Consider the following 20251-nt stretch of genomic DNA (forward strand, 5'->3'; position numbering starts at 1 on the left):
GACGTTGATAGGTTGGGTGTGTAAGTGCTGTGAGGCATTGAGCTAACCAATACTAATTGCTCGTGAGGCTTGACCATATAACACCAAAGTGGTTTAGATGAGAGAAAAAACTCATCCAAAAGACACATATACGATACAAACCAAAACTGGTTTAACCTTGATCCACGTTATTTCAAAATGAATTGTTAAAGATCCAAGCAACGTATTCGCGTGTTTTGGTTGAAGAGCTAAATAAAGGCTCAAACCAGAACGATACGCAAACCGAATTGCTTGACGATCATAGAGGCGTTGAACCACCTGATCCCATCCCGAACTCAGAAGTGAAAAGCGCCATCGCCGATGGTAGTGTGGGAGATCCCATGTGAGAGTAGGTCGTCGTCAAGCTTTAAAATTTAAACTCCTGTTATATTTATCAGGTAGTTGAGAAATTGGTTTTATTAGACGCTTTCTAATAAATCTCCCAGTTTTCTTGATAATCATAGAGGCGTTGAACCACCTGATTCCATCCCGAACTCAGAAGTGAAAAGCGCCATCGCCGATGGTAGTGTGGGAGATCCCATGTGAGAGTAGGTCGTTATCAAGATCTTATTAAAAAAGCCCTGATAGGTTAACCTATCAGGGCTTTTTTGCGTCTGGTTAAAAGTAAAAATCATACTGTCCCATAAAGTGTGTCTACTGGTCTATATTCGTAATATGATATATAACAGCCCATTGGATTGTATATTTGAATAAGCTCTCAAATATAGAACTTAGAATAAAGCATAGGCTTTAACGGAGGGTGTGTGCTAATTAGGGTGCCACCTCGTTTTAATCAACTACTTCAATAGTTTTAACTATGCCACACAAAGTCTGTATAAGGCATTTTTCAATGGCAGTTTATTTGTTGTAACTGATGGTACATTTGAAAGGATAATAAAGTTTTATCTTTTGGAGTATTAGTTTAATGGCACCTTTGTATAGCGTTATATTTCTAACTTTATGTGCTGGCTTAGCAATGCCATTAGGAGCTTTGATTGCCAATTTCGAGCGTATAAAACCTCAGTGGCTAGAAACAGAACTAATGCATGCGATTACGGCGTTTGGTGGCGGTGCTTTGTTGTCTGCGATTGCCTTAGTTCTTGTACCAGAAGGTATTCCTCACTTTTCTCCTTGGTCTGCGGCTGTGCTGTTTTTATCCGGTGGCGTAGTGTTTATGTGGCTTGATATTTGGTTATCTAAACAGCAAACCTCTATGAGCCAATTAGTCGCTATGCTAGCAGATTTCATTCCTGAGTCTCTGGCGTTGGGTGCTGCGTTTGCTTTAGGTACTATTAACGGCGTGTTGCTTGCAGGGCTGATTGCTATGCAAAACCTTCCTGAAGGTTTTAATGCTTTTCGTGAATTAAAAGCGTCATCACCTTATCGTTCACGGACAATTATTTTGTTGTTTGTGTTGCTTGCTTTGTGCGGTCCGATAGCGGGTGTTATTGCGCACCTTTGGTTAGCTGAATGGCCAGTTATCATATCTGGAGTGATGTTGTTCGCATCGGGCGGTATTTTATATGCCGTGTTTCAAGATATTGCTCCGCGAGTTGTCTTAGAGAAGCATTGGATGCCACCAATGGGGGCGGTTATGGGGTTTGTGCTTGGTTTGGTAGGTTATATGTTAGTGCATTAGTAAAAAATGTATACAAAAATAGTTGTTATGAAATATAGTGGGTACTCTTTTTAAGCCATACAGGTAGTAGGGTTGTGCTCAGAATATTAAAAGATTTTAGTTTAAGTGCACTGGTCGCAGGATTTGTGGCAGTGCTTATAGGTTTTGCGAGCTCTGTTGCAATTGTATTTCAGGCAGCTCAAGCGGCTGGTGCTGATGCTAATATCATAGTGTCTTGGATTATGGCGTTGGGGCTTGGTATGGGGGCAACTTGCTTCTTTCTTTCTTTGTGGTACCGATCTCCTATTATCACGGCTTGGTCAACACCTGGTGCCGCATTGTTAGCGACGAGCTTGGGAACGATTAGTTATGCCGAGGCGATAGGTGTGTTCGTTTTTGCTGGCATACTAACTCTGCTAACCGGTGTTTCTGGCCTATTTGATAAAGTTATGCGCTTGGTTCCTTTACCTCTGGCCAGTGCGATGTTGGCTGGGGTTCTTTTTAAATTTGGCCTGTCTATTTTCGATTCTATGATGAGCGACATTTTCCTTGTTGGAATAATGCTGATAACGTATTTGGTGAGCAAAAGATTTTTACCTCGATATGCTGTGTTGTTTGTATTAGTGGCTGGAGTTGCATTTGTACTGGCGAGGTCCGATGGCCAGTTAATGTCTGATGTCCCTTTTTCACTTGGCGCATTTGTTTGGATTTGGCCTGAATGGAATATTGGTGCCTTGATCGGTATTGGTATTCCTTTATATATTGTGACAATGACTTCTCAAAATATTCCTGGTGTGGCTGTGATGCGCAGCAGTGGCTATCAAGCTCCTGTTTCTCCACTGATTAGTTGGACAGGATTGACTTCTATTATGCTGGCGCCTTTAGGTGGCTTTGCTTTCAATTTAGCCGCTATCACGGCTGCTATCTGTTCTGGTGATGAATGTCACAAAGATCCTAAACGACGCTATATTGCGGGATTGTCTGCAGGGGTATTTTATTGGTTTGCTGGTTTAGCTGGTACGTCTGTAGTCGCTTTATTTTCGATTTTTCCCGCAACCATGATTGCGGCATTAGCAGGTATTGCTTTATTAGGAACCATTGGGATGAATTTGAAGAGTGCGATGGCGGATGACTCTAATCGAGAGGCAGCATTGGTCACTTTTTTAGTGACGGTTTCTGGTGTGTCATTTGGTGGTATTGCATCAGCCTTTTGGGGGATTTTGTTTGGTGTTATTTGCCTGATAATAGCCAATATTAAGTTCAAATAAGAAGGATCTTTATGGATATTAGTCATAGCATTAAAGAAGATATCTTAAGGAACCGGTTGCCAAGAGGTGTGCCTTTACGACAGGCTAGTCTATCAACTCGATATGGCGTGAGTAGAATTCCCATTCGGGATGCATTGCAGGCCTTGAAGTCAGAAGGTTGGCTTGTTTTACATGGTAAAGCTGGGGTCATGATTCCTGATTTGAACTGGAAGGAGGCGGAAGATCTTTATTTAATGCGAGCGGAGTTGGAATGTTTGTTATTTGGTATGGCGTTTGATCGTATTGATAAAGATGATCTTGTTGAGGCTAGGTACTTCTTGGAAAAATTGAACCAAGAGAATTTAACTTTGATCTACAAGGGGGAGCTTAATTGGTTATTTCATCAGGCTCTATATAGAGCGGCTGAACGGCCGGCATTGCAGCGAATGGTAGAAACTCTTAATAAACAGGTCGTACGTTATCTTGGTTTTCAATATGGCCCATTAGGCTACCGAAATACAAGTCAGAGTCAGCATGAGAAGTTGCTTTCGCTCATTGAATTGAACGACGAAAAGGCCGCACTCACTTTCTTGAGGCAGCATATAGAAAATGCAGGGATTTTGCTAACAGAGTATTTAAAGGAGTTGGATGTATGAGGCGTTTATACTTTAAGATATTAAATCAATTGGTTGGGGTAAATAAACGGTTAAGCTAGCACCACCGAGAACATTAGAAGATTCCTTTTTAATAAACCCTCTAATATCACTAATAACATGCGCTGTGGCGGACAGCTCAGCAAAATATAAGCCTAAACCAGTATTACCTTCTGGAAACTCGTCAAACTGATCTTCTGTATCAATTTGTTTGAAGCCTTCCCCATCATCTTCGATTGATATTATGAGAAAATTATTTTCCATTTTTGCGTTAATGTGAATTTTTGATTTTGCAAATCTCAGGGCATTATAAACAGCGGTACTTACGACGGCTGTCATTAGTCTTTCGTCAAAAATACCTGTTAGATGTTCATCGCAGTTATATTCGAGTTCTAAGCTTTTTGCATTGGCTGATGGCTGTAATGCAAATACTTGGTCATCCAAAAATTCATCTAGCAAAAAAGTATCGACATGTAAGTCATAGCCATCAGATGCCAGACGGTAAAGGTATAAATATTCAACCCATTCGTCATTAAGTTTTTTCAGCGATTCTTCAATCAAGACGATTCTTTTAAGGCTTAAATCATTTTTACCTGTTGAGTCTTTAAGGCCTTGTAACTGGTAAAGCAATGTTCCTACTTGGTTTTTACTTTCGTGAATTGCGCTGGCCAAGATAGTACTAATGTCTATTTTTTCCACCTTAGCCTCCAAAAGATTTGTTGTAATGTGCGCTTTGTTCTTTAGTTGGTGCTGTTGCACTAGCGGATTTCACTTCACTAAGCCAAGCCTCAAAAATTTGCTTGGCGGTGGATTTGTCATTATCTGCTAAATAAATATCAATTTCGTAGCTGTAGGCTTTTGATTTGTTACTTGGTTCCTCAAAGAAAAGTTCATGTACTTTTTTGAGGGTGCTATTGAAGTTATCTTTCTGCCTTGGCAGTAGAGGGCCATTATCAGAAATTCTAGCAAGTGACTCTAGGTGCTTTAAATAAACATCTGCAGTGTTGTAACAGGAATATTTGGCTAGAAATACAGCTCTACGGAATGACATTTCAGCCATTAGGAAATCGTTAATAGATAGGCTTATATTGCCCAATTCCATTTGACGTAAAATGTTTTTAGGTGATCGATCAATGGCTTCGATAAGAGTGGCTTGGGCTTCTTCGATTTTTCCTTGTAGAACCTGGATTTTAGCCAGCCAGTCATAGGCACTCACAAAAAAACGGTTATCAAGCATTAGCTGGCGGAAGCTTTTTTCTGCTTTTTCAAGTTCCCCCATCAAGAAATAGGATTTAGCTTTACCAAATAATGCCCAAGGCATTTTCCTGCTTTTGAGTGTTTTATTGAATAGTGATAACGCTTTTTTATATTCTTTTATTTCTAAGAGGCTTTCACCAATGATTCTCTCGCATTTACCTAGCAAGGAAGGGTATTTTTTTATGACGAGTTTTGCCGCAGTGATAGCCTCTGCAAAATTGTTCTCATCAAGTGCGACGTTTACGTCATACAACCTTTCTTTTGTTTCTAATAATTTGCTAAGACGTCTTTGTAAAACTGCTTGTGAGAATGGCTTTGTTATATAGCCGTCTGGCTGATATTCAATGGCCCCCATGACCATTTCAATAGACGTCTCTGCTGTCACCATTAAATAAGTGGCAGTATTTGGAATGAGTTTAGAGTGCCTGACTTCCTCTAAAAGCTGCTGGCCATCTTTGCCGTTACCAAGGTTGTAATCGGACAGAATAACATCAAAGGATTTATTTCTAAGAAGTTCAATGGCGGTTTCAGCTTTCATAGCAATGTCTATGGAAGTAAAGCCAAAGTCAGTTAGCATTTTTCGCTGCATGATTCTGGCTTCTGCCATATCTTCTATGAGTAGAGCTTTTTTCTTCGAAAAGTCTTGTTGTGCCATAAATAATTACATTCCGTGTTTAGTAATTATAAAAAAGATTTATTAGGATCTATTGCTAGATCTTCTGAAAAAATTTCATCTTCTTCAGAGGTTTGCTGTGGAATAGAATAAGACTCACTTGCCCAAGCGCCTAAGTCAATCAATTTGCATCTAGGGCTACAAAAAGGACGATCTGGGTTTTCTTTAGACCAAGGCGATTTTTTTTGACAACTAGGGCATGCAACCAAGGTTGCAGTATTACTATTTAGCATGTTTGGGACTCTAAAATTTTTTTGTGCAATTTGAAGACTTTAGCATTCATTTCAGCAATATTACCAGAGTTTTCCAAGACAAGATCCGCTCTCTTGATACGTTCGCTATTACTGAGTTGTGTCACCATAATTTTTTCTGCATTTTCTTGGCTTATGCTGTCTCTGTTCATGACACGTTGAAGTTGTATCCTTTTAGGTACATCAATTGCTATAACAAGATCGCAAATTGCATCTTGCTTCGTTTCAAAAAGTAAAGGGTGAACAAGCAAGGCATATGACGAAGTAATACGACTTAATTGCACCGATATCTCTTTTCGAATCGCAGGGTGTGTTACAGATTCAAGCCAAGATCTTTCTTCGGTGTTGTTAAAAATAATATTACGTAGGGATTTGCGATTAAGGCTTCCACCGTCTAATAATATGCTATCACCGTAACGTTGTCGGATTTGACTTAGGCAAACAGAGCCTGGTTGAACCACTAGGCGTGCTACGTCATCAGCATCAACACTCTGAATACCTATTTCATTGAAATATTTTGTTATTGTGCTTTTGCCTGAGCCTATGCCACCAGCAAGACCAATTATTGTCGGAGTTGTCATAGGTTTAAAAAAAATACCAACATGGCTGAAGATATAAGAAATGGGCCAAATGCCATGTACTTAGTCCCGTTTCTATTAATGAGTACAGTGTATAGGATTCCACTTAAACTTGCACAAAGTAACAGAGGAACCAACCCTGATAACCCTAACCACGCCCCGAGCCCAGCAATCATCTTTGCGTCACCCAACCCAATGCCTTCTTGCCCTCTAAAAGTTAAATAAAACCAGCGCAGTACAGCAATAATTCCGTAGCCAGTAATCATGCCTAAGACAGAGTTTTCTAGCATGCTGGTAGGTAGATTGATTAATAACGCGCAAGCTAATGCTATTATACTGCATTCATCAGGTATTAATTGATGTTCAAGGTCAATTGCGGCAGCTGTTATCAAAGCACTTATTAACAAGGTATGCAGTACAAGATTATAAGTGTTGTCAAAAAACCAAAATAAAGGCAAGCAACATATCAGGTGAAGAAGTTCTATGGCTGGATAACGATAAGGGATTCTGACCTGACAATAGTGACATTTGCCGTTTAGTTTTATATAGCTGAATAGCGGTATGAGCTCTTTCCATGATAGCTGATGAAGGCAGTGGAGACAGTATGAGCGAGTGCTAGTTATGTAGTTTGGTAATCGTTTATTAAAAGGAAGTTGCAGTAAGTCATGTGCTTCTTTTTCCCATGAATAGATATTTTTAATTGGCCATCTTACTGTAAACGCTGCTGCATAGCTGCCCAAACTCAAGATAACTAAGATATATAAAAAGCAATTGATTGAAATGGTCTGCATCTACGTCATCTCGATAAGTGGTGCATATAATGCAATGAGTGCTGAAGCGACAAATCCTCCAGCGATCAACAGACAAGCAGCGGGGATTAATTTTTCAAGTAGGGTGATGACCTTTTGCCAGCGTTTTGTATGTTCTTTCTCCGCAAGCAGGAGCGCTCTTTCGATATCGCCATCCTGCCCTGCAGAATGAAGCGCAATAGCGGATTCATTAGGAAACCAATCCGCTGGGAAGCTATTAACATAATTTTTGCCTAGTCGCAGGGTGTAATATACTTGATAGATGTCTTCTTTGATGGGCTGATGTTGGAAATATTCGGGCATATTCTTTAAAGCATGTTGCAGGGTTATGCCGGTTTTCCTTGTTGTGCTTAATAAAGAAAAAAGCTTCGTTAATCGAAATGTGCCACTGTATTTTTCCAGCCAATAACAAGCCTGACCTTGGTGTAGGCTCTTTAGTATAATAAATTGAATGATGCTACAGGCGCAGTAGATGCTTATAGGATTGATCAAGTCCAGCAAATAGCTTTCATTTTCGGCTTTTTTCATTGCTTGATTGGCTATCAGGATAATAAGTGCAATCTGAATGATGGAAAAAGGGTAGAGCATGGCTTTTAATAATCGTTGAGAGCAATCTAGCAGAGTATTAAGTTGTGTAATGGACATGCTTAAGCTTTTCTCACAGTCTTCTCTCGATCCTTGCGAGTTAAGGAGCTGGCAGTAGGGCGCAGCAGAGGGCTTTGCGAGTCGGCTTAATGTTTGGTTAAAAAGAGCCCCATTTTCTAGCTCGCTTAATATTGCTTTACAGGTATTTGCAATTTTTGGATGGGTGGATGAAAGAGCAAAATGAGAGATTGCTTGATTAAGTTGAAGCCCTGACTGTAGGGCGCTTTGTATTTCAATATAAAATGTCTGCAGAGATTTATAGTCTAGTTTTTTTGGATTCCACTCAGAAACGGATATATGCCAGTCGCCACGGCTTATATATTGAAACAATGCTTTACTTTCAGATGACTCATACCGGTAATCTGTTTTGTTATGTTGACGCAGGATTTTATACCAAGGCATTTTTTACCTCACCATTTTGATAGGTAAAAGCTTCCCATAAGGCTGAGGATGAAATAAGCGTATCGTAATCTTTAGGGAGCAATTCACTCCATAATGGTTGTAATCCATTGAATATAGGTTGTTGCGATGAATCTTTATAAAACATAGATTGATGAATAATGAGCTTTAAAGAGCTTACGAAAGAAAAAAAGTCTACTTGCCAGCCATGACACCGATGCACGGCATCAAGCGCAGAGTTAGTATGTAGTGTTGCTAAGACAAGGTGTCCCGTTAGTGCGGCATTAACTGCAAGGTTAGCTGTAATAGCATCTCGTACCTCTCCCACCATAATCACATCTGGATCTTGCCTTAAAAAGGACTTCAACAGGGCGGCAGAATCTAAACCAATGGCTGGGTTGGGTTCGCATTGAAACAGCCCCGGGATTTCGTATTCGACAGGGTCTTCAATAGTAAAAATAGTCTTTTTGCCATTGTTTAAGACATCAAGGCATGAATAAAGTGTGGTGCTTTTTCCTGCGCCAGTTGCACCGCAAACTAAAATCAAGCCGCTGGGTTTGTTCAATGTTGATCTTAATGTTTTTAGTAGGCGAGGGTATATGCCAATTTTATCTAATGGTAAACGGCTCTTTTCAGGTAATAACCGTAAAGCAACTTTTTCTCCCTTAACTGTGGATATGATACTGACACGAATAAAAGTGCTGCGGTTTTTTTCCTCAAAGAGAAACTGCCCTTCTTGTGTTCGTCTTGTTTCTGATAAGTCTAGATTTGCACGCATTTTTATGCGATTGAGTAGGCTAGTCTCTTGCGCTAGATCGGCTACTTTATGAAGGGCTCCATAGCAGCGTTGGTATACTTTTATACCAAAGTTAGAGAGTTCAATGTGAATGTCGGTTGCATGCTTGTTCACAGCGTTGGAAATTATTTCTTCTAAAGTCATTCCTCTTCTCCTACAAGGCTTTCACATTGAAGTGGGAGGATATTACTTTCTAAATCAGAAAGGCATGTCCAGTTCCTGTTGATGTCGCGAGAGTACTTCAGATATTGGTTTTCACTAATGCCAGTGCCGTCATTCAGTGTAATAACAACATTGCCAACACCTTTGTTTTGGTTCTCGACAGAAATGGATTTTGCAATCGAGTTTTCGGCTGGGGATTGTTTTATTAAGTTAAACTCTGTTTCACTAGGGAAAGAGCCATGTAGAAGGATAAATTCTTCAATAAGCGCCTGATGTTGAGTGGCGATATTCTGGGCTTCTATTAGTTTTGCTTTAGCAATTTGGCGAGTAAATGTAGGGACTGAAAGGCTCGCTAAAATGGAAATAATAGCAATAACGACCATTAATTCTAAAAGCGTAAAACCGCGTATGGTTAGACGAGTAGGTAACATTCTTCACTCCTTGAAGGTTGTAAAATGGGTGGCGTCCTGCCGATGTATTCTGATTAATGAATACCCGTTAGATTAAACAATTTGATCGAGAAAGTCTCCTGCTGGTGTTTTTTCTTGATAACTGTTTGCTCTACTGTCTTTGTTTGAGGTATTCGTTGTTGGTTCTAAGTCATCTTCTATGAATTCTTCATCTAAGAGTTCCAGTAAATGATCTTTTTTTTCTTTTGCTTCGATTTCTTCGAATTTTTTCTGCTTTCTTTGGGCTAATGCTTGGCCCTGCTCTGAAATTGTGACGACTAGGTCGCTAGAAGCTTTGGCGTTTCGAGCATTAAGTGCAGCCATGTTGGTATCTTCATCAGAACGCAAATCAAATGTAGTGTAGCCAGGGGGTGTTGTACTGGTGAAGGTGTGATTTGAAAGTGCTATAGAATGAGGAAGGCTACCAGACATGTTGATCACCAACTTGTTTTTTTGTTAACTAATGTTAATAGATATTAGGCGGCATCTTCTGATATGTCCACTTCTTGCTTAAATTCAGTGGAGAAAAACGCCATCCTTAATCTTAACCTTAACCTCTTGTCGCCTTTTTGTAAGCGACAAGAGGGAAAAGGTTGAAAAGCTGGCAGTTTAGCTTGCTGTAAATTTTCCTGCTTGTATAGCGGTAATGGCTATTGTGTAAACGATATCATCAACCAACGCACCACGAGATAAGTCGTTAACAGGTTTGCGAATGCCTTGCAGCATAGGCCCAATACTTACTACGTCAGCACTTCTTTGTACTGCTTTATAAGTAGTGTTCCCCGTATTTAAATCAGGGAAAATAAAGACAGTTGCTTTGCCTGCTACTTTACTGTTCGGTGCTTTCTGCTTGGCTACTTTTTCCATGATGGCTGCGTCATATTGTAGAGGCCCATCAATTAACAGATCGGGGCGAAGGTTTTGCGCAATGGCAGTCGCTTCTCGAACTTTGTCGACATCGTTACCTGTACCTGAGCCACCAGTACTGTAGCTAATCATGGCGACTTTAGGAGTAATGCCGAAAGCAGCTGCAGAATCCGCGCTTTGAATGGCAATTTCTGCGAGTTGTTCTGCCGTTGGGTCTGGGTTTATAGCGCAGTCACCATAGACTAAAACTTGATCTGGCAAGCACATAAAGAAAATGGACGAGACAAGGTTTGAATTAGGCGAGGTCTTGATTAATTGAAGAGCTGGACGAATAGTATTTGCAGTGGTGTGAACGGCACCTGAAACCAAACCATCGACATCACCAACCTGAAGCATCATGGTACCTAAGACTACATTATCCTGAAGCTGCTCACGGGCAACAATATCGGTCAGTCCGCGGCTTTTTCTTAGCTCGACCATGGGAGACACATAGCGTTCACGGATGCTGCTAGGGTCAAGTATTTCTACGCCATGACTTAATTCAATGCCGTTATTTTGAGCAATACGAAGAATCTCAGTCTCATTGCCTAAAAGAGTACATCTAGCGATGCCACGCTCAGCACAAATAGACGCGGCTTGAATAGTGCGAATTTCTTCACCTTCGGGAAGTATTATGCGCTTGTTCAATGAACGAGCCAGTTCAATTAAGCGGAATCTGAATGCAGGAGGTGACAGTTTTCTTTCTTCTTGGTTTAGGGCGAAAGAGTTGATCCAATCGTGATCGATGCAGCGTGCAATATGCTCTTTCACCATAAGAACGCGCTCTTTGTCATCAAGCGGAATTTCTTGGTTGAATGATTGCATATTAATGACTGTTTCCCAGCTGTTGGATTCAACTGAGAGGACAGGCAAACCTTTTGCCATAGCTTTACCGCAAAGCGCCATAAGGGCGTCACTTGGCTGGTAACCGCCAGTCACAACTAATGCCGCGATTTTAATATCGTTAAGTGCCGCTATGGCTGTTGCCATAATAATATCAGTACGGTCACCTGGGGTGAAAACTAACACGCCCGGGCGCAATGCTTCCAGCATATTTTCGACGCCACGCGCGCACAATGTATAAGATTGCACTCGACGAGATTCGATTTCACCAGCGTTAATAATTCGAGCGCCAAGGAAGTCTGCAACATCTTTGACGCGAGGGTAGGTGAGTTCGTCCGCTTTTGGTATTTGACCTAGCAGGCTAAAGTTACGTTTGAAGATTCCTCTTTGGGCAAACAAATCGCCATAGGATTTAACACCTAGTGATCCGGGAGTAGTTTTGTTTAAAATACAACCAATCACATCATTGGCTTTAATTCCGCCATAAGATCCGGCGGCAATCTCAACATGGTGCTCTAGTTCATTGACTCGCATCTTGTTGGGTGCAGTAACTAGTACTAATCCAGCATCAAGTGTTCTTGCGATCGCTTTGTTTAGTCGCGTGGCGTATGGATGACCCGCGATCTGAGCAAGACCTTCCACAATTACTGTAGAATCAGGTTCTACGCTGGCTTGAAAACGGCCAACAATTTCTTCCATGAGTTCATCTATATTGTCGTTATACAAATAACGTTCTGCTTCATGAAGAGGGATAGGTTCTGCTGGTGAGAGCGTTGAGCCCTGAGCAACCATAGCCGTAGATTTGTCCGGTCCTTTGTCTCCAGGTTGGGGCTGGGCGATAGGCTTGAAGAAACTGGCTTTTAATCCCTGTTGTTCAAGTGCGCGGACAAGACCCACAGAGACGGATGTTAGACCGACGCCTGGGCCTGTAGGAACGGTCATGAGTACATTTATTGACATATCTGATGAATCCTAAATTAGTCCATTATAGTTAGCATGGCTTTGATTAATGCTGAATTAAGCTTATGGTGTCTAGTGCGATCATTAGCTCTTCGTTAGTTGGTATAATCCATACATTCGTATTGTTGCTTTTAGCACTAATGTTGAGTATTTCGCCACGAGGTGCATTTTCATTTAAGTTTGAGTTTATACCGATATTCAATGCTTTCAAATGATTGCAAATGCCTTGGCGCAAATAGCTTGAATTTTCGCCGATACCACCGGTAAAAACCAAGTGATCAATACTATCTAAAGTGGTTGCCACACTTGCTAAATGCTTAGCTGTACGAACTGCGAACATATCTAAAGCCAGTTTGGCTTTAGAGTCACCAGATTCCATTGCTTCTTCAAGGGTTCGACAATCATTTGATAACTCAGACACGCCAAGGAGGCCGCTTTTTTTATTGAGTATATCAAGCGCTTCATCAGCAGAAAGGTGCTTGGCTTTCATAATGAAGGTCAATAAACTTGGGTCCAAGCTGCCGGAGCGTGTTCCCATCATCAGGCCTTCGAGGGGAGTAATACCCATACTGGTATCAGATGATTTACCTTTATTAATGGCACATGTGCTGGCCCCATTGCCAAGGTGAGCAACAAGAACACCTTGTTGATCACTGCCTTTGGCAACTTGTGCCAAACGCTGGCTAATATAACGATAACTTGTGCCATGGAAACCGTACTTACGAAAGTGGTAGTCGCGGTAAAGGTCCATTGGGATAGGGTACAAAAACTGTTCTTTTGAAAGGCTTTGGTGGAAAGAAGTATCAAATACGGCTGCTTGTGGCAGTCCTGGAAATAACGCCAACGAAATATCTATGCCTTTTAAATGCGCAGGGCTATGTAGCGGTGCTAAATTGGCGCATTCTTGAATGCCATTAATGACTTCTTGGTTGATTAACACCGATTGATTAAATGTTTCACCGCCGTGAACAATGCGATGTCCAATTCCTACTAAAAGGTCATTGACCTTTGGGTGAAGATCAAGCCAGGCTTTAATTTCTTTTACCGCAAACTCATGGCTGCCCACAGCAAGCTTTTTTTGGTGTTTCTCGCCTTGGTATTTAAATGAAATGGTACTGGTATTTGAACCAAGTTGTTCAGCAATACCTTCCATCAAAGTTTCTTGTCCTGCATTTGCAAGAATGGCAAACTTTAAAGAGGAGCTTCCGCAGTTAATAACTAAAATACTATCTTTCATAGTGATTCCTGAGACACACGCAAAGACAGGTCTATTGCTTGGATGTGTTTTGTTAAGGCTCCAATTGAGACAAAATCAACGCCTGTTTCAGCCACTTTTATTAGACGATCTTTGTCCATGTTGCCCGATGCTTCAAACTTTACTTGACCTTTAAAGTCAGTAACGGCTTTACTCATATCTTCATACGAAAAATTATCTAGCATAATGATGTCTGCGCCAGCAGAGACTGCCATAGCAACTTCTTCTAAGCTTTCTGTTTCTACTTCAATGGTTTTACCTGGGGCGATTTTTTGTGCCATGCTGACGGCATTGGCAATAGATCCCGCGGCCATGATGTGGTTCTCTTTTATCAAGAATGCATCGTATAAGCCCATTCGGTGGTTTTTACCGCCGCCAATAGTTACTGCATATTTTTGTGCTTGGCGCATGCCTGGTAGTGTTTTCCGCGTATCCAAGATAGTTAATGGTGTGTCCGATACGATTTCACTGTATTGGCGAGTCACAGTAGCAGTATAGGACAGCGCTTGTAAAAAATTTAGAGCAGTGCGTTCGCCTGTTAGGATAGTTCTTGCATGCCCCTTAATCGTCAAAAAGGGCTTGTTACTTTCCAGCGTGTCACCTTCATTATTATGCCAAGTTAGATGAACTCTATTGTCTAATTGCGCAAATACTTCGTTTACCCAAGCCTGACCGCATAAGACGGCCGATTCCCTGCTGATAACCGTCGCTGTTATTTCTTGATCGTCAGGAATTAGTTGTGCCGTTATGTCTCCTGATCCAATGTCTTCTTTTAATGCAAACGCGACTTGAGATTGAATGTGCTCGGTTAATAGAGCGTTCAAAAGGGTCATGTACTATCCTAATTTTTCCAAATAAATAAGAACATTGTAGCGTTATATTGATATTGCGTCAGTGTTGTTTTTTTAAATTCATTGATTTACATGGCCTTTGTACAAAGAAAAGCCCCAATTTAGATTTGATGAGTACGAGCTAACATTTTTAAATGTACTTTTTTCTGATTGGTTGCTGTTTTTGTACGTTTAGATAGAGGTAGTCTACCTTCAGCTAAGCGAATAATGTGATATCGATTATCGCTTTTTGAATAGTACTTTGACCTTAATGCTGTGTATTCTTGATGGATTAACGCTTGGTGCAAGATTCATGCGATTTATGAGTCTCATATTTTTGGTGAATTTTGGTGGTAATAACCTAAGCTTTGAATCTTTCGTTATGGGCTTTTTGCGTGTTTTTAGGTGGGTTTTTGAGAAATTAAAAGCTTCAAAAGTACTTTGAGCACTTCAATCTTTTTACGGGTGGCTAGGCGATCTCTTGATTAGGTGTTAATCTTACGCCCGAATTAGATGCTTCTGACACGTAAAAAAGCCTTATTTAGTGTAAGGTTTTAGCAAACTATCTGAAGTACACCAATCTTAAATGTGCTCTATTGATACACATTTTAAGAAAATGACTTTGATTTTTTACATGTATTTAGTAAGGCTATTTGCATGTGGAAATTTAATGTTGGGTTTGATGAACCAAACTCAAATTGGAAGCGAGCTGACTATATTTTTAGTGGTCGATGCAATGGAAATAAAATTAAAACAATAATAATTACCATTGGAACGGATACAAACGACGCGTTTAAAAGTTTAATAAACAGTGTGTCGTTTTATCCTAGGTCGGCTGGAACTTAATGGCTATTCATATAAGTTCCGACGGTTCGTTTAAGTAGCCTCCAAGGCTTACATACACATAACGTCCTTGGTAGGTTAGTATCTGTTCTAATAGCGGGAGTTATTAACACGATGACTGAGCAGCATATTCTCGAAGACATCGATCCAATTGAAACAAAAGAGTGGGTCGATGCGCTTGAGTCTGTCCTTCGCGAAGAAGGTCCTGATCGCGCGCAATATATTTTAAATCGTCTGACTAGTGAGGCCTCTAAAGCAGGTACATCACTGCCAGCTTCTATTACCACGTCTTATCGCAATACGATTGCGCCAGAAGATGAAGCGTCACTTCCTGGTGACATCTTTATGGAGCGTCGTATTCGTTCAATCATTCGTTGGAATGCATTGGCAATGGTAATGAAGGCCAACCGTGTTGACTCAACACTTGGTGGCCATATCACAAGCTTTTCCTCTGCAGCAACGCTGTATGATATCGGCTTTAACCACTTTTTCCGTGGTAATGACGGCAAACAACAAGCGGATATGGTTTTTTTCCAAGGCCATATATCTCCAGGTATTTACGCTCGTTCATACATTGAAGGGCGTTTGACAGACGAGCAGCTTGATAACTTCCGTCGAGAAGTTGATGGCAAAGGTATCTCTTCTTATCCACATCCTTGGTTGATGCCGGATTACTGGCAATTCCCAACTGTTTCTATGGGGCTTGGGCCATTACAAGCGATTTACCAAGCGCATGTAATGAAGTACCAACATAGTCGTGGTCTTATTGACCAAGGCGACCGTAAAGTTTGGGCGTTCCTCGGTGATGGTGAGTGTGACGAGCCAGAATCTTTAGGTGCAATTGCGCTTGCTGGACGTGAAAACCTAGACAACCTTATTTTCGTGATCAACTGTAACCTACAGCGTCTTGATGGCCCTGTGCGTGGTAACAGTAAAATTGTTCAGGAACTTGAAGGTGTATTCCGTGGCGCTGGCTGGAATGTCATCAAGTGTCTTTGGGGTCGTCACTGGGATCCTCTTTTCGCGAAAGACCACAACGGTTTGCTAGTTAAACGTATGAACGAAGTTTGCGATGGTGAGCTTCAGAACTACAAAGCAAATGGTGGTGCTTATACTCGTGAACACTTCTTCGGCAAATACCCTGAATTGCTAGAAATGGTTAAAGACATGACTGACGATGAGATTATGAATCTTAATCGTGGCGGACATGATCCTTACAAAGTTTACGCGGCGTATTCCGAAGCGACTTCTCATAAAGGTCAACCGACTGTTATCTTGGCGCAAACCGTTAAAGGTTACGGCATGTTTAAAGCGGCTGAAGCGCAAAACACGGCGCACCAAACGAAGAAGTTGGATGAAGAGTCTCTTGCTCAGTTCCGAGATAAATTCGGCATTCCTATTAGCGATGAAGAGCTAAAAGACTTACCGTATTACAAACCGGCTGAAGATAGCCCAGAAATGCAATATATGCGCTCGCGTCGCAAAGAATTGCATGGCGCTTTCCCTATTCGTAACCATGATTGTGAAGCGCTTGAGGTGCCTTCTTTGGAAGCATTCAAGTCTCAAATCGCGGGTACAAATGGTCGTGAAATCTCTACAACTATGGCGTTTGTGCGTGCACTAAATGTTATGGTTAAAGATAAAGAAATTGGTAAGCGCGTTGTGCCGATTGTTGCCGATGAAGCTCGTACCTTTGGTATGGAAGGTATGTTCCGTCAGTTAGGTATTTACTCATCTGAAGGTCAGCGTTATACGCCTCATGACCATACTCAGATTATGTATTACAAAGAATCTGCTGATGGTCAAATTCTGCAAGAAGGTATCAATGAACCGGGTGCATTCTCTGCATGGTTAGCATTGGCTACATCTTATGCGAACAGCGCTCTACCTATGATCCCTGTTTACATCTACTACTCAATGTTTGGTTTCCAGCGTATTGGTGACTTAGCTTGGGCGGCAGGTGATTCGCAAGCGCGCGGATTCTTAATTGGTGCTACAGCAGGCCGTACCACTCTGAACGGCGAAGGTTTGCAGCATGAAGATGGTCATTCCCATATTCAAGCAGGCCTTATTCCTAACTGTGTGTCTTACGATCCTACTTATTCATACGAAGTTGCGGTTATCATGCAAGATGGCTTACGTCGTATGTACAAAGAGAAAGAAAGTGTTTTCTATTACCTAACCGTAATGAATGAAAACTACACGCACGAAGATATGCCTGAAGGTGTTGAAGACGGCATTATCAAGGGTATGTACAAGCTTAAGTCTCATGCTAAGAAAGCCAATAAGAAACAAGTTCAATTGCTTGGTTCTGGCGTTATTCTGCGTGAAGTGGAAGCCGCTGCTGAGATTCTATTTAATGATTACGGTGTTAACTCTGATATTTGGAGTGTCACATCTTTTAACGAATTGCGCCGCGAAGGTCTAGATGCAAGTCGTTGGAATATGCTTCACCCAGAGTCTGAGGCTCGCGTATCTTATGTTGAGTCTTGTCTTGGTGGCAACGGTCCTGTTATTGCATCTACCGATCATATTAAATTGTTCGCCGATCAAATTCGTCCATTCGTAAAAGGTACTTACAACGTGCTTGGTACAGATGGTTTTGGCCGCAGTGATACTCGTGCTCAATTGCGTCACTTCTTTGAAGTTAACCGCTATTGGGTAGTGGTTTCTGCCTTGAGTGCACTGGCAAAAGACGGTGTGATTGATGCATCTGTAGTTAGTGGGGCGATTGCTAAGTTTGGTCTAGATCCAGAGAAGCCAAACCCGGTAACTTGCTAATTACCTAACAAGCTAGGTATCTGGCTTAGTGTAAATTAATACCTAAGCCAGATAAGTATTTAAGTTTGATGCGTCTATAAGACAAAGGAGATTTCTGTGAGTACTGAAATCATTCGAGTACCGGATATTGGTGGTGCGACTGATGTCGAAATTATCGAGATCAGTATTGCGGTTGGCGACACAATTGAAGTGGACCAATCTATTATTGTTTTAGAAACAGATAAAGCTTCCATGGATGTTCCATCTTCTATGGCTGGTAAAGTAAAAAGCATTTCTGTGAAAGAAGGCGATAAAGTTTCTGAGGGTGATGAGCTTCTTGTTATTGAGATTGAAGGTGCTGGATCATCTGCACCTGAAGCACAAGTAAAAGAATCCGCACCAACTAAAACTGCTGAGCAGACGGCTCCTACGACATCGTCTTCTAGTGAAGAAAAGGTTTCTGTGCCTGACATTGGCGGTGCAACTGACGTTGAAGTTATTGAGGTTTGTGTTGCTGAAGGCGATATGGTTGAAGAAGGCGATTCTATTATCGTTCTTGAGACTGATAAGGCTTCTATGGACATACCTTCACCATTTACAGGTAAGATCGCCAAAATTTCGATTAAAGTTGGTGACACTGTATCCGAAGGGGCTGATATTCTTGTGCTGACAACGGAATCATCTTCAGCGGCGCCTGCTGCTAAAGAAGCAAAAGCAGAAGAGCCAAAATCATCTGCTCCTGCTCCTGTTGCAGCAGCTTCTGGTGGCGTCGAGTCGGTTAAAGTGCCTGATATTGGTGGTGCTGAAGGCGTTGAAGTTATCGAAGTTGCAGTTGCGACTGGAGATAAAGTTCAAGAAGGCGATTCTATTATCGTTCTTGAGACCGATAAGGCCTCAATGGAGATTCCTGCGCCGAAATCTGGAACAGTGAAGTCTGTTTCTATTAAGGTTGGTGATAAGGTTTCTGAAGGCGACCTTGTTCTTGATCTTGAAGTAGAAGGTGTTTCTGAGGCGGCGACGCCTGCGCCGGCAGTTGAAAAAGCGGCTTCAGCTCCAGCTGAACCACCTAAGGCAAATGCCGAAAAATCAGCGCCTGCAGTAGATCAATCTGCTGTACTGTCTGAACCTTCTAAGCAAGTTCATGCAGGCCCAGCTGTCCGTATGCTCGCTCGCGAGTTAGGTGTTGATTTGTCTCTTGTTCGTCCTACTGGCCCTCGTGGTCGTATTACGAAAGAAGATTTGCATGCTTATGTGAAAGCGGCAGTGCAAAAAGCGACTTCTGCTCCAGCTGGTGGTGTTGTAGCCGGTTCAGGTTTGCCAACAGTGCCTGATCAAGACTTTAGCAAGTTCGGCGACGTCGACGTTGTTAAGATGAGTAAAATCCAACGTCTAACAGCTCAGAACATGGTTCGCAACGCGCTTGTTGTGCCTCAAGTTACTCAGTTTGATAAAGCTGATATTTCTGATCTTGAAGCATTCCGTAAGGGCTTAAAAGGTGAAATGGAGAAGCAAGGTGTTAAATTAACGCCGCTTCCATTCCTGATCAAAGCCGTTGCGCAAGCTATGGTTGCGAATCCAAGTTTCAATGTGTCGCTCATGGCCGATGGCGAAAGCTACGTTCAGAAGCATTATGTGCATATTGGTATTGCTGTGGATTCACCTGCTGGTTTGGTTGTACCTGTTTTGCGTGATGCAGATAAGAAATCTGTAGTCCAAATTGCAAAAGAAGCAGGGGAGCTAATCAAGAAAGCACTAGACAAACAACTTAAGCCGGCTGACATGCAGGGTGGTTGTTTCACTATTTCTAGTTTGGGTGCAATTGGCGGAACAGGATTTACTCCTATCGTTAACTGTCCTGAAGTGGGTATTCTTGGTGTCTCCAAAGCAGACGTTGAACCGCGCTGGAATGGTAAAGAGTTTGAGCCTCGTACAATGCTGCCGTTGTGCTTGTCTTATGATCACAGAGCGGTCAATGGTGGTGATGCAGGTCGCTTTATGACCTTCTTGAACGCTTTGTTAAGTGACGTGCGTCGCTTGTCTCTTTAATAAACAGCTAGTGCTTAGTTGCTAGTAAATAAAGAGTCGCTTATCTGAAGTGACCCCCAATAGTTGGACGTTCCAATTGTTGGGGGTCTTTTTATATCCAAACATCATCGAGTATGTAAACTTCATTTGGCGGAGTTGGCTTCAACAACTATCGTGCATCTATTCAGCGTGCAGGTTTTGCAGAAGAAAGTTTACGATTTCTTCTATATTCACAAAGGGCGATATTGATATAGTTGGGTTACCTACATCTTAA

General features: G+C 41.7%; 17 protein-coding genes and 3 rRNA genes. 8 read left to right on the forward strand and 12 right to left on the reverse strand.

Annotated features, from left to right (window positions below):
* The 6 genes from DFP80_RS03575 to DFP80_RS03600 form a co-directional block, all read left to right on the forward strand.
* Positions 1 to 77, forward strand: a 23S ribosomal RNA gene (locus DFP80_RS03575); the annotation flags it as partial.
* Between the two features lie 192 nt (positions 78 to 269).
* Positions 270 to 384, forward strand: a 5S ribosomal RNA gene (rrf, locus tag DFP80_RS03580).
* Positions 385 to 468: 84 nt separating this feature from the next.
* Positions 469 to 583: ribosomal RNA gene (rrf, locus tag DFP80_RS03585) — 5S ribosomal RNA — on the forward strand.
* Between the two features lie 360 nt (positions 584 to 943).
* Positions 944 to 1657 carry a ZIP family metal transporter gene (locus DFP80_RS03590; RefSeq protein ID WP_113915452.1) on the forward strand — a complete coding sequence of 238 codons (714 nt, stop codon included), beginning with the start codon at positions 944 to 946 and terminating at the stop codon, positions 1655 to 1657.
* 74 nt (positions 1658 to 1731) lie between these two features.
* Positions 1732 to 2904 (forward strand): benzoate/H(+) symporter BenE family transporter, encoded by a 1173-nt coding sequence (locus DFP80_RS03595; protein ID WP_113915453.1) that lies wholly within the window; start codon positions 1732 to 1734, stop codon positions 2902 to 2904.
* Positions 2905 to 2915: 11 nt separating this feature from the next.
* Positions 2916 to 3539, forward strand: coding sequence for a GntR family transcriptional regulator (locus DFP80_RS03600; RefSeq protein ID WP_113915454.1), 624 nt, complete (start codon positions 2916 to 2918; stop codon positions 3537 to 3539).
* 12 nt (positions 3540 to 3551) lie between these two features.
* On the opposite strand, the gene DFP80_RS03605 is transcribed toward DFP80_RS03600, so the two are convergent.
* From DFP80_RS03605 to nadC, 12 genes are all read right to left on the reverse strand, one after another.
* Positions 3552 to 4235 carry a sensor histidine kinase gene (locus DFP80_RS03605; protein WP_113915455.1) on the reverse strand — a complete coding sequence of 228 codons (684 nt, stop codon included), beginning with the start codon at positions 4233 to 4235 and terminating at the stop codon, positions 3552 to 3554.
* Position 4236: 1 nt separating this feature from the next.
* Positions 4237 to 5448, reverse strand: a complete 1212-nt coding sequence (locus DFP80_RS03610) for a tetratricopeptide repeat-containing response regulator (RefSeq protein WP_113915456.1) — start codon at positions 5446 to 5448, stop codon at positions 4237 to 4239.
* 26 nt (positions 5449 to 5474) lie between these two features.
* Entirely contained in the window at positions 5475 to 5699 is a 225-nt protein-coding gene (locus DFP80_RS03615; protein ID WP_113915457.1) for a DNA gyrase inhibitor YacG, read from the reverse strand.
* Positions 5693 to 6298: a dephospho-CoA kinase gene (gene coaE / locus DFP80_RS03620; protein ID WP_113915458.1), complete on the reverse strand. Its 606-nt coding sequence runs from the start codon at positions 6296 to 6298 to the stop codon at positions 5693 to 5695. Before coaE ends, DFP80_RS03615 begins: the two co-directional genes overlap by 7 nt.
* Entirely contained in the window at positions 6295 to 7086 is a 792-nt protein-coding gene (locus DFP80_RS03625) for a prepilin peptidase (protein ID WP_113915459.1), read from the reverse strand. The genes coaE and DFP80_RS03625 overlap by 4 nt, the downstream gene beginning before the upstream one ends.
* The gene (locus DFP80_RS03630; RefSeq protein WP_113915460.1) at positions 7087 to 8151 is read right to left on the reverse strand and encodes a type II secretion system F family protein; all 1065 of its coding nucleotides are present in this window, start codon (positions 8149 to 8151) and stop codon (positions 7087 to 7089) included.
* Positions 8138 to 9088, reverse strand: coding sequence for a GspE/PulE family protein (locus DFP80_RS03635; RefSeq protein ID WP_113915461.1), 951 nt, complete (start codon positions 9086 to 9088; stop codon positions 8138 to 8140). Before DFP80_RS03635 ends, DFP80_RS03630 begins: the two co-directional genes overlap by 14 nt.
* The gene (locus DFP80_RS03640) at positions 9085 to 9537 is read right to left on the reverse strand and encodes a pilin (protein ID WP_113915462.1); all 453 of its coding nucleotides are present in this window, start codon (positions 9535 to 9537) and stop codon (positions 9085 to 9087) included. The genes DFP80_RS03635 and DFP80_RS03640 overlap by 4 nt, the downstream gene beginning before the upstream one ends.
* A gap of 72 nt (positions 9538 to 9609) precedes the next feature.
* Positions 9610 to 9987 (reverse strand): hypothetical protein, encoded by a 378-nt coding sequence (locus tag DFP80_RS03645; RefSeq protein ID WP_113915463.1) that lies wholly within the window; start codon positions 9985 to 9987, stop codon positions 9610 to 9612.
* 177 nt (positions 9988 to 10164) lie between these two features.
* Positions 10165 to 12264 (reverse strand): phosphate acetyltransferase, encoded by a 2100-nt coding sequence (gene pta, locus DFP80_RS03650; RefSeq protein ID WP_175020597.1) that lies wholly within the window; start codon positions 12262 to 12264, stop codon positions 10165 to 10167.
* A 46-nt stretch (positions 12265 to 12310) separates the two neighbouring features.
* Positions 12311 to 13501: an acetate/propionate family kinase gene (locus DFP80_RS03655; protein ID WP_113915464.1), complete on the reverse strand. Its 1191-nt coding sequence runs from the start codon at positions 13499 to 13501 to the stop codon at positions 12311 to 12313.
* The gene (gene nadC, locus DFP80_RS03660) at positions 13498 to 14352 is read right to left on the reverse strand and encodes a carboxylating nicotinate-nucleotide diphosphorylase (protein ID WP_113915465.1); all 855 of its coding nucleotides are present in this window, start codon (positions 14350 to 14352) and stop codon (positions 13498 to 13500) included. The genes DFP80_RS03655 and nadC overlap by 4 nt, the downstream gene beginning before the upstream one ends.
* A 954-nt stretch (positions 14353 to 15306) precedes the next feature.
* Between nadC and aceE the strand changes: the two genes are divergently transcribed.
* Positions 15307 to 17973, forward strand: coding sequence for a pyruvate dehydrogenase (acetyl-transferring), homodimeric type (gene aceE, locus DFP80_RS03665; RefSeq protein WP_113915466.1), 2667 nt, complete (start codon positions 15307 to 15309; stop codon positions 17971 to 17973).
* A gap of 96 nt (positions 17974 to 18069) precedes the next feature.
* Positions 18070 to 19998, forward strand: a complete 1929-nt coding sequence (gene aceF, locus DFP80_RS03670) for a dihydrolipoyllysine-residue acetyltransferase (RefSeq protein ID WP_113915467.1) — start codon at positions 18070 to 18072, stop codon at positions 19996 to 19998.
* Positions 19999 to 20251 lie beyond the last annotated feature (253 nt).

It is taken from the genome of Marinomonas rhizomae, assembly GCF_003315485.1.
Taxonomy (GTDB): domain Bacteria; phylum Pseudomonadota; class Gammaproteobacteria; order Pseudomonadales; family Marinomonadaceae; genus Marinomonas; species Marinomonas rhizomae.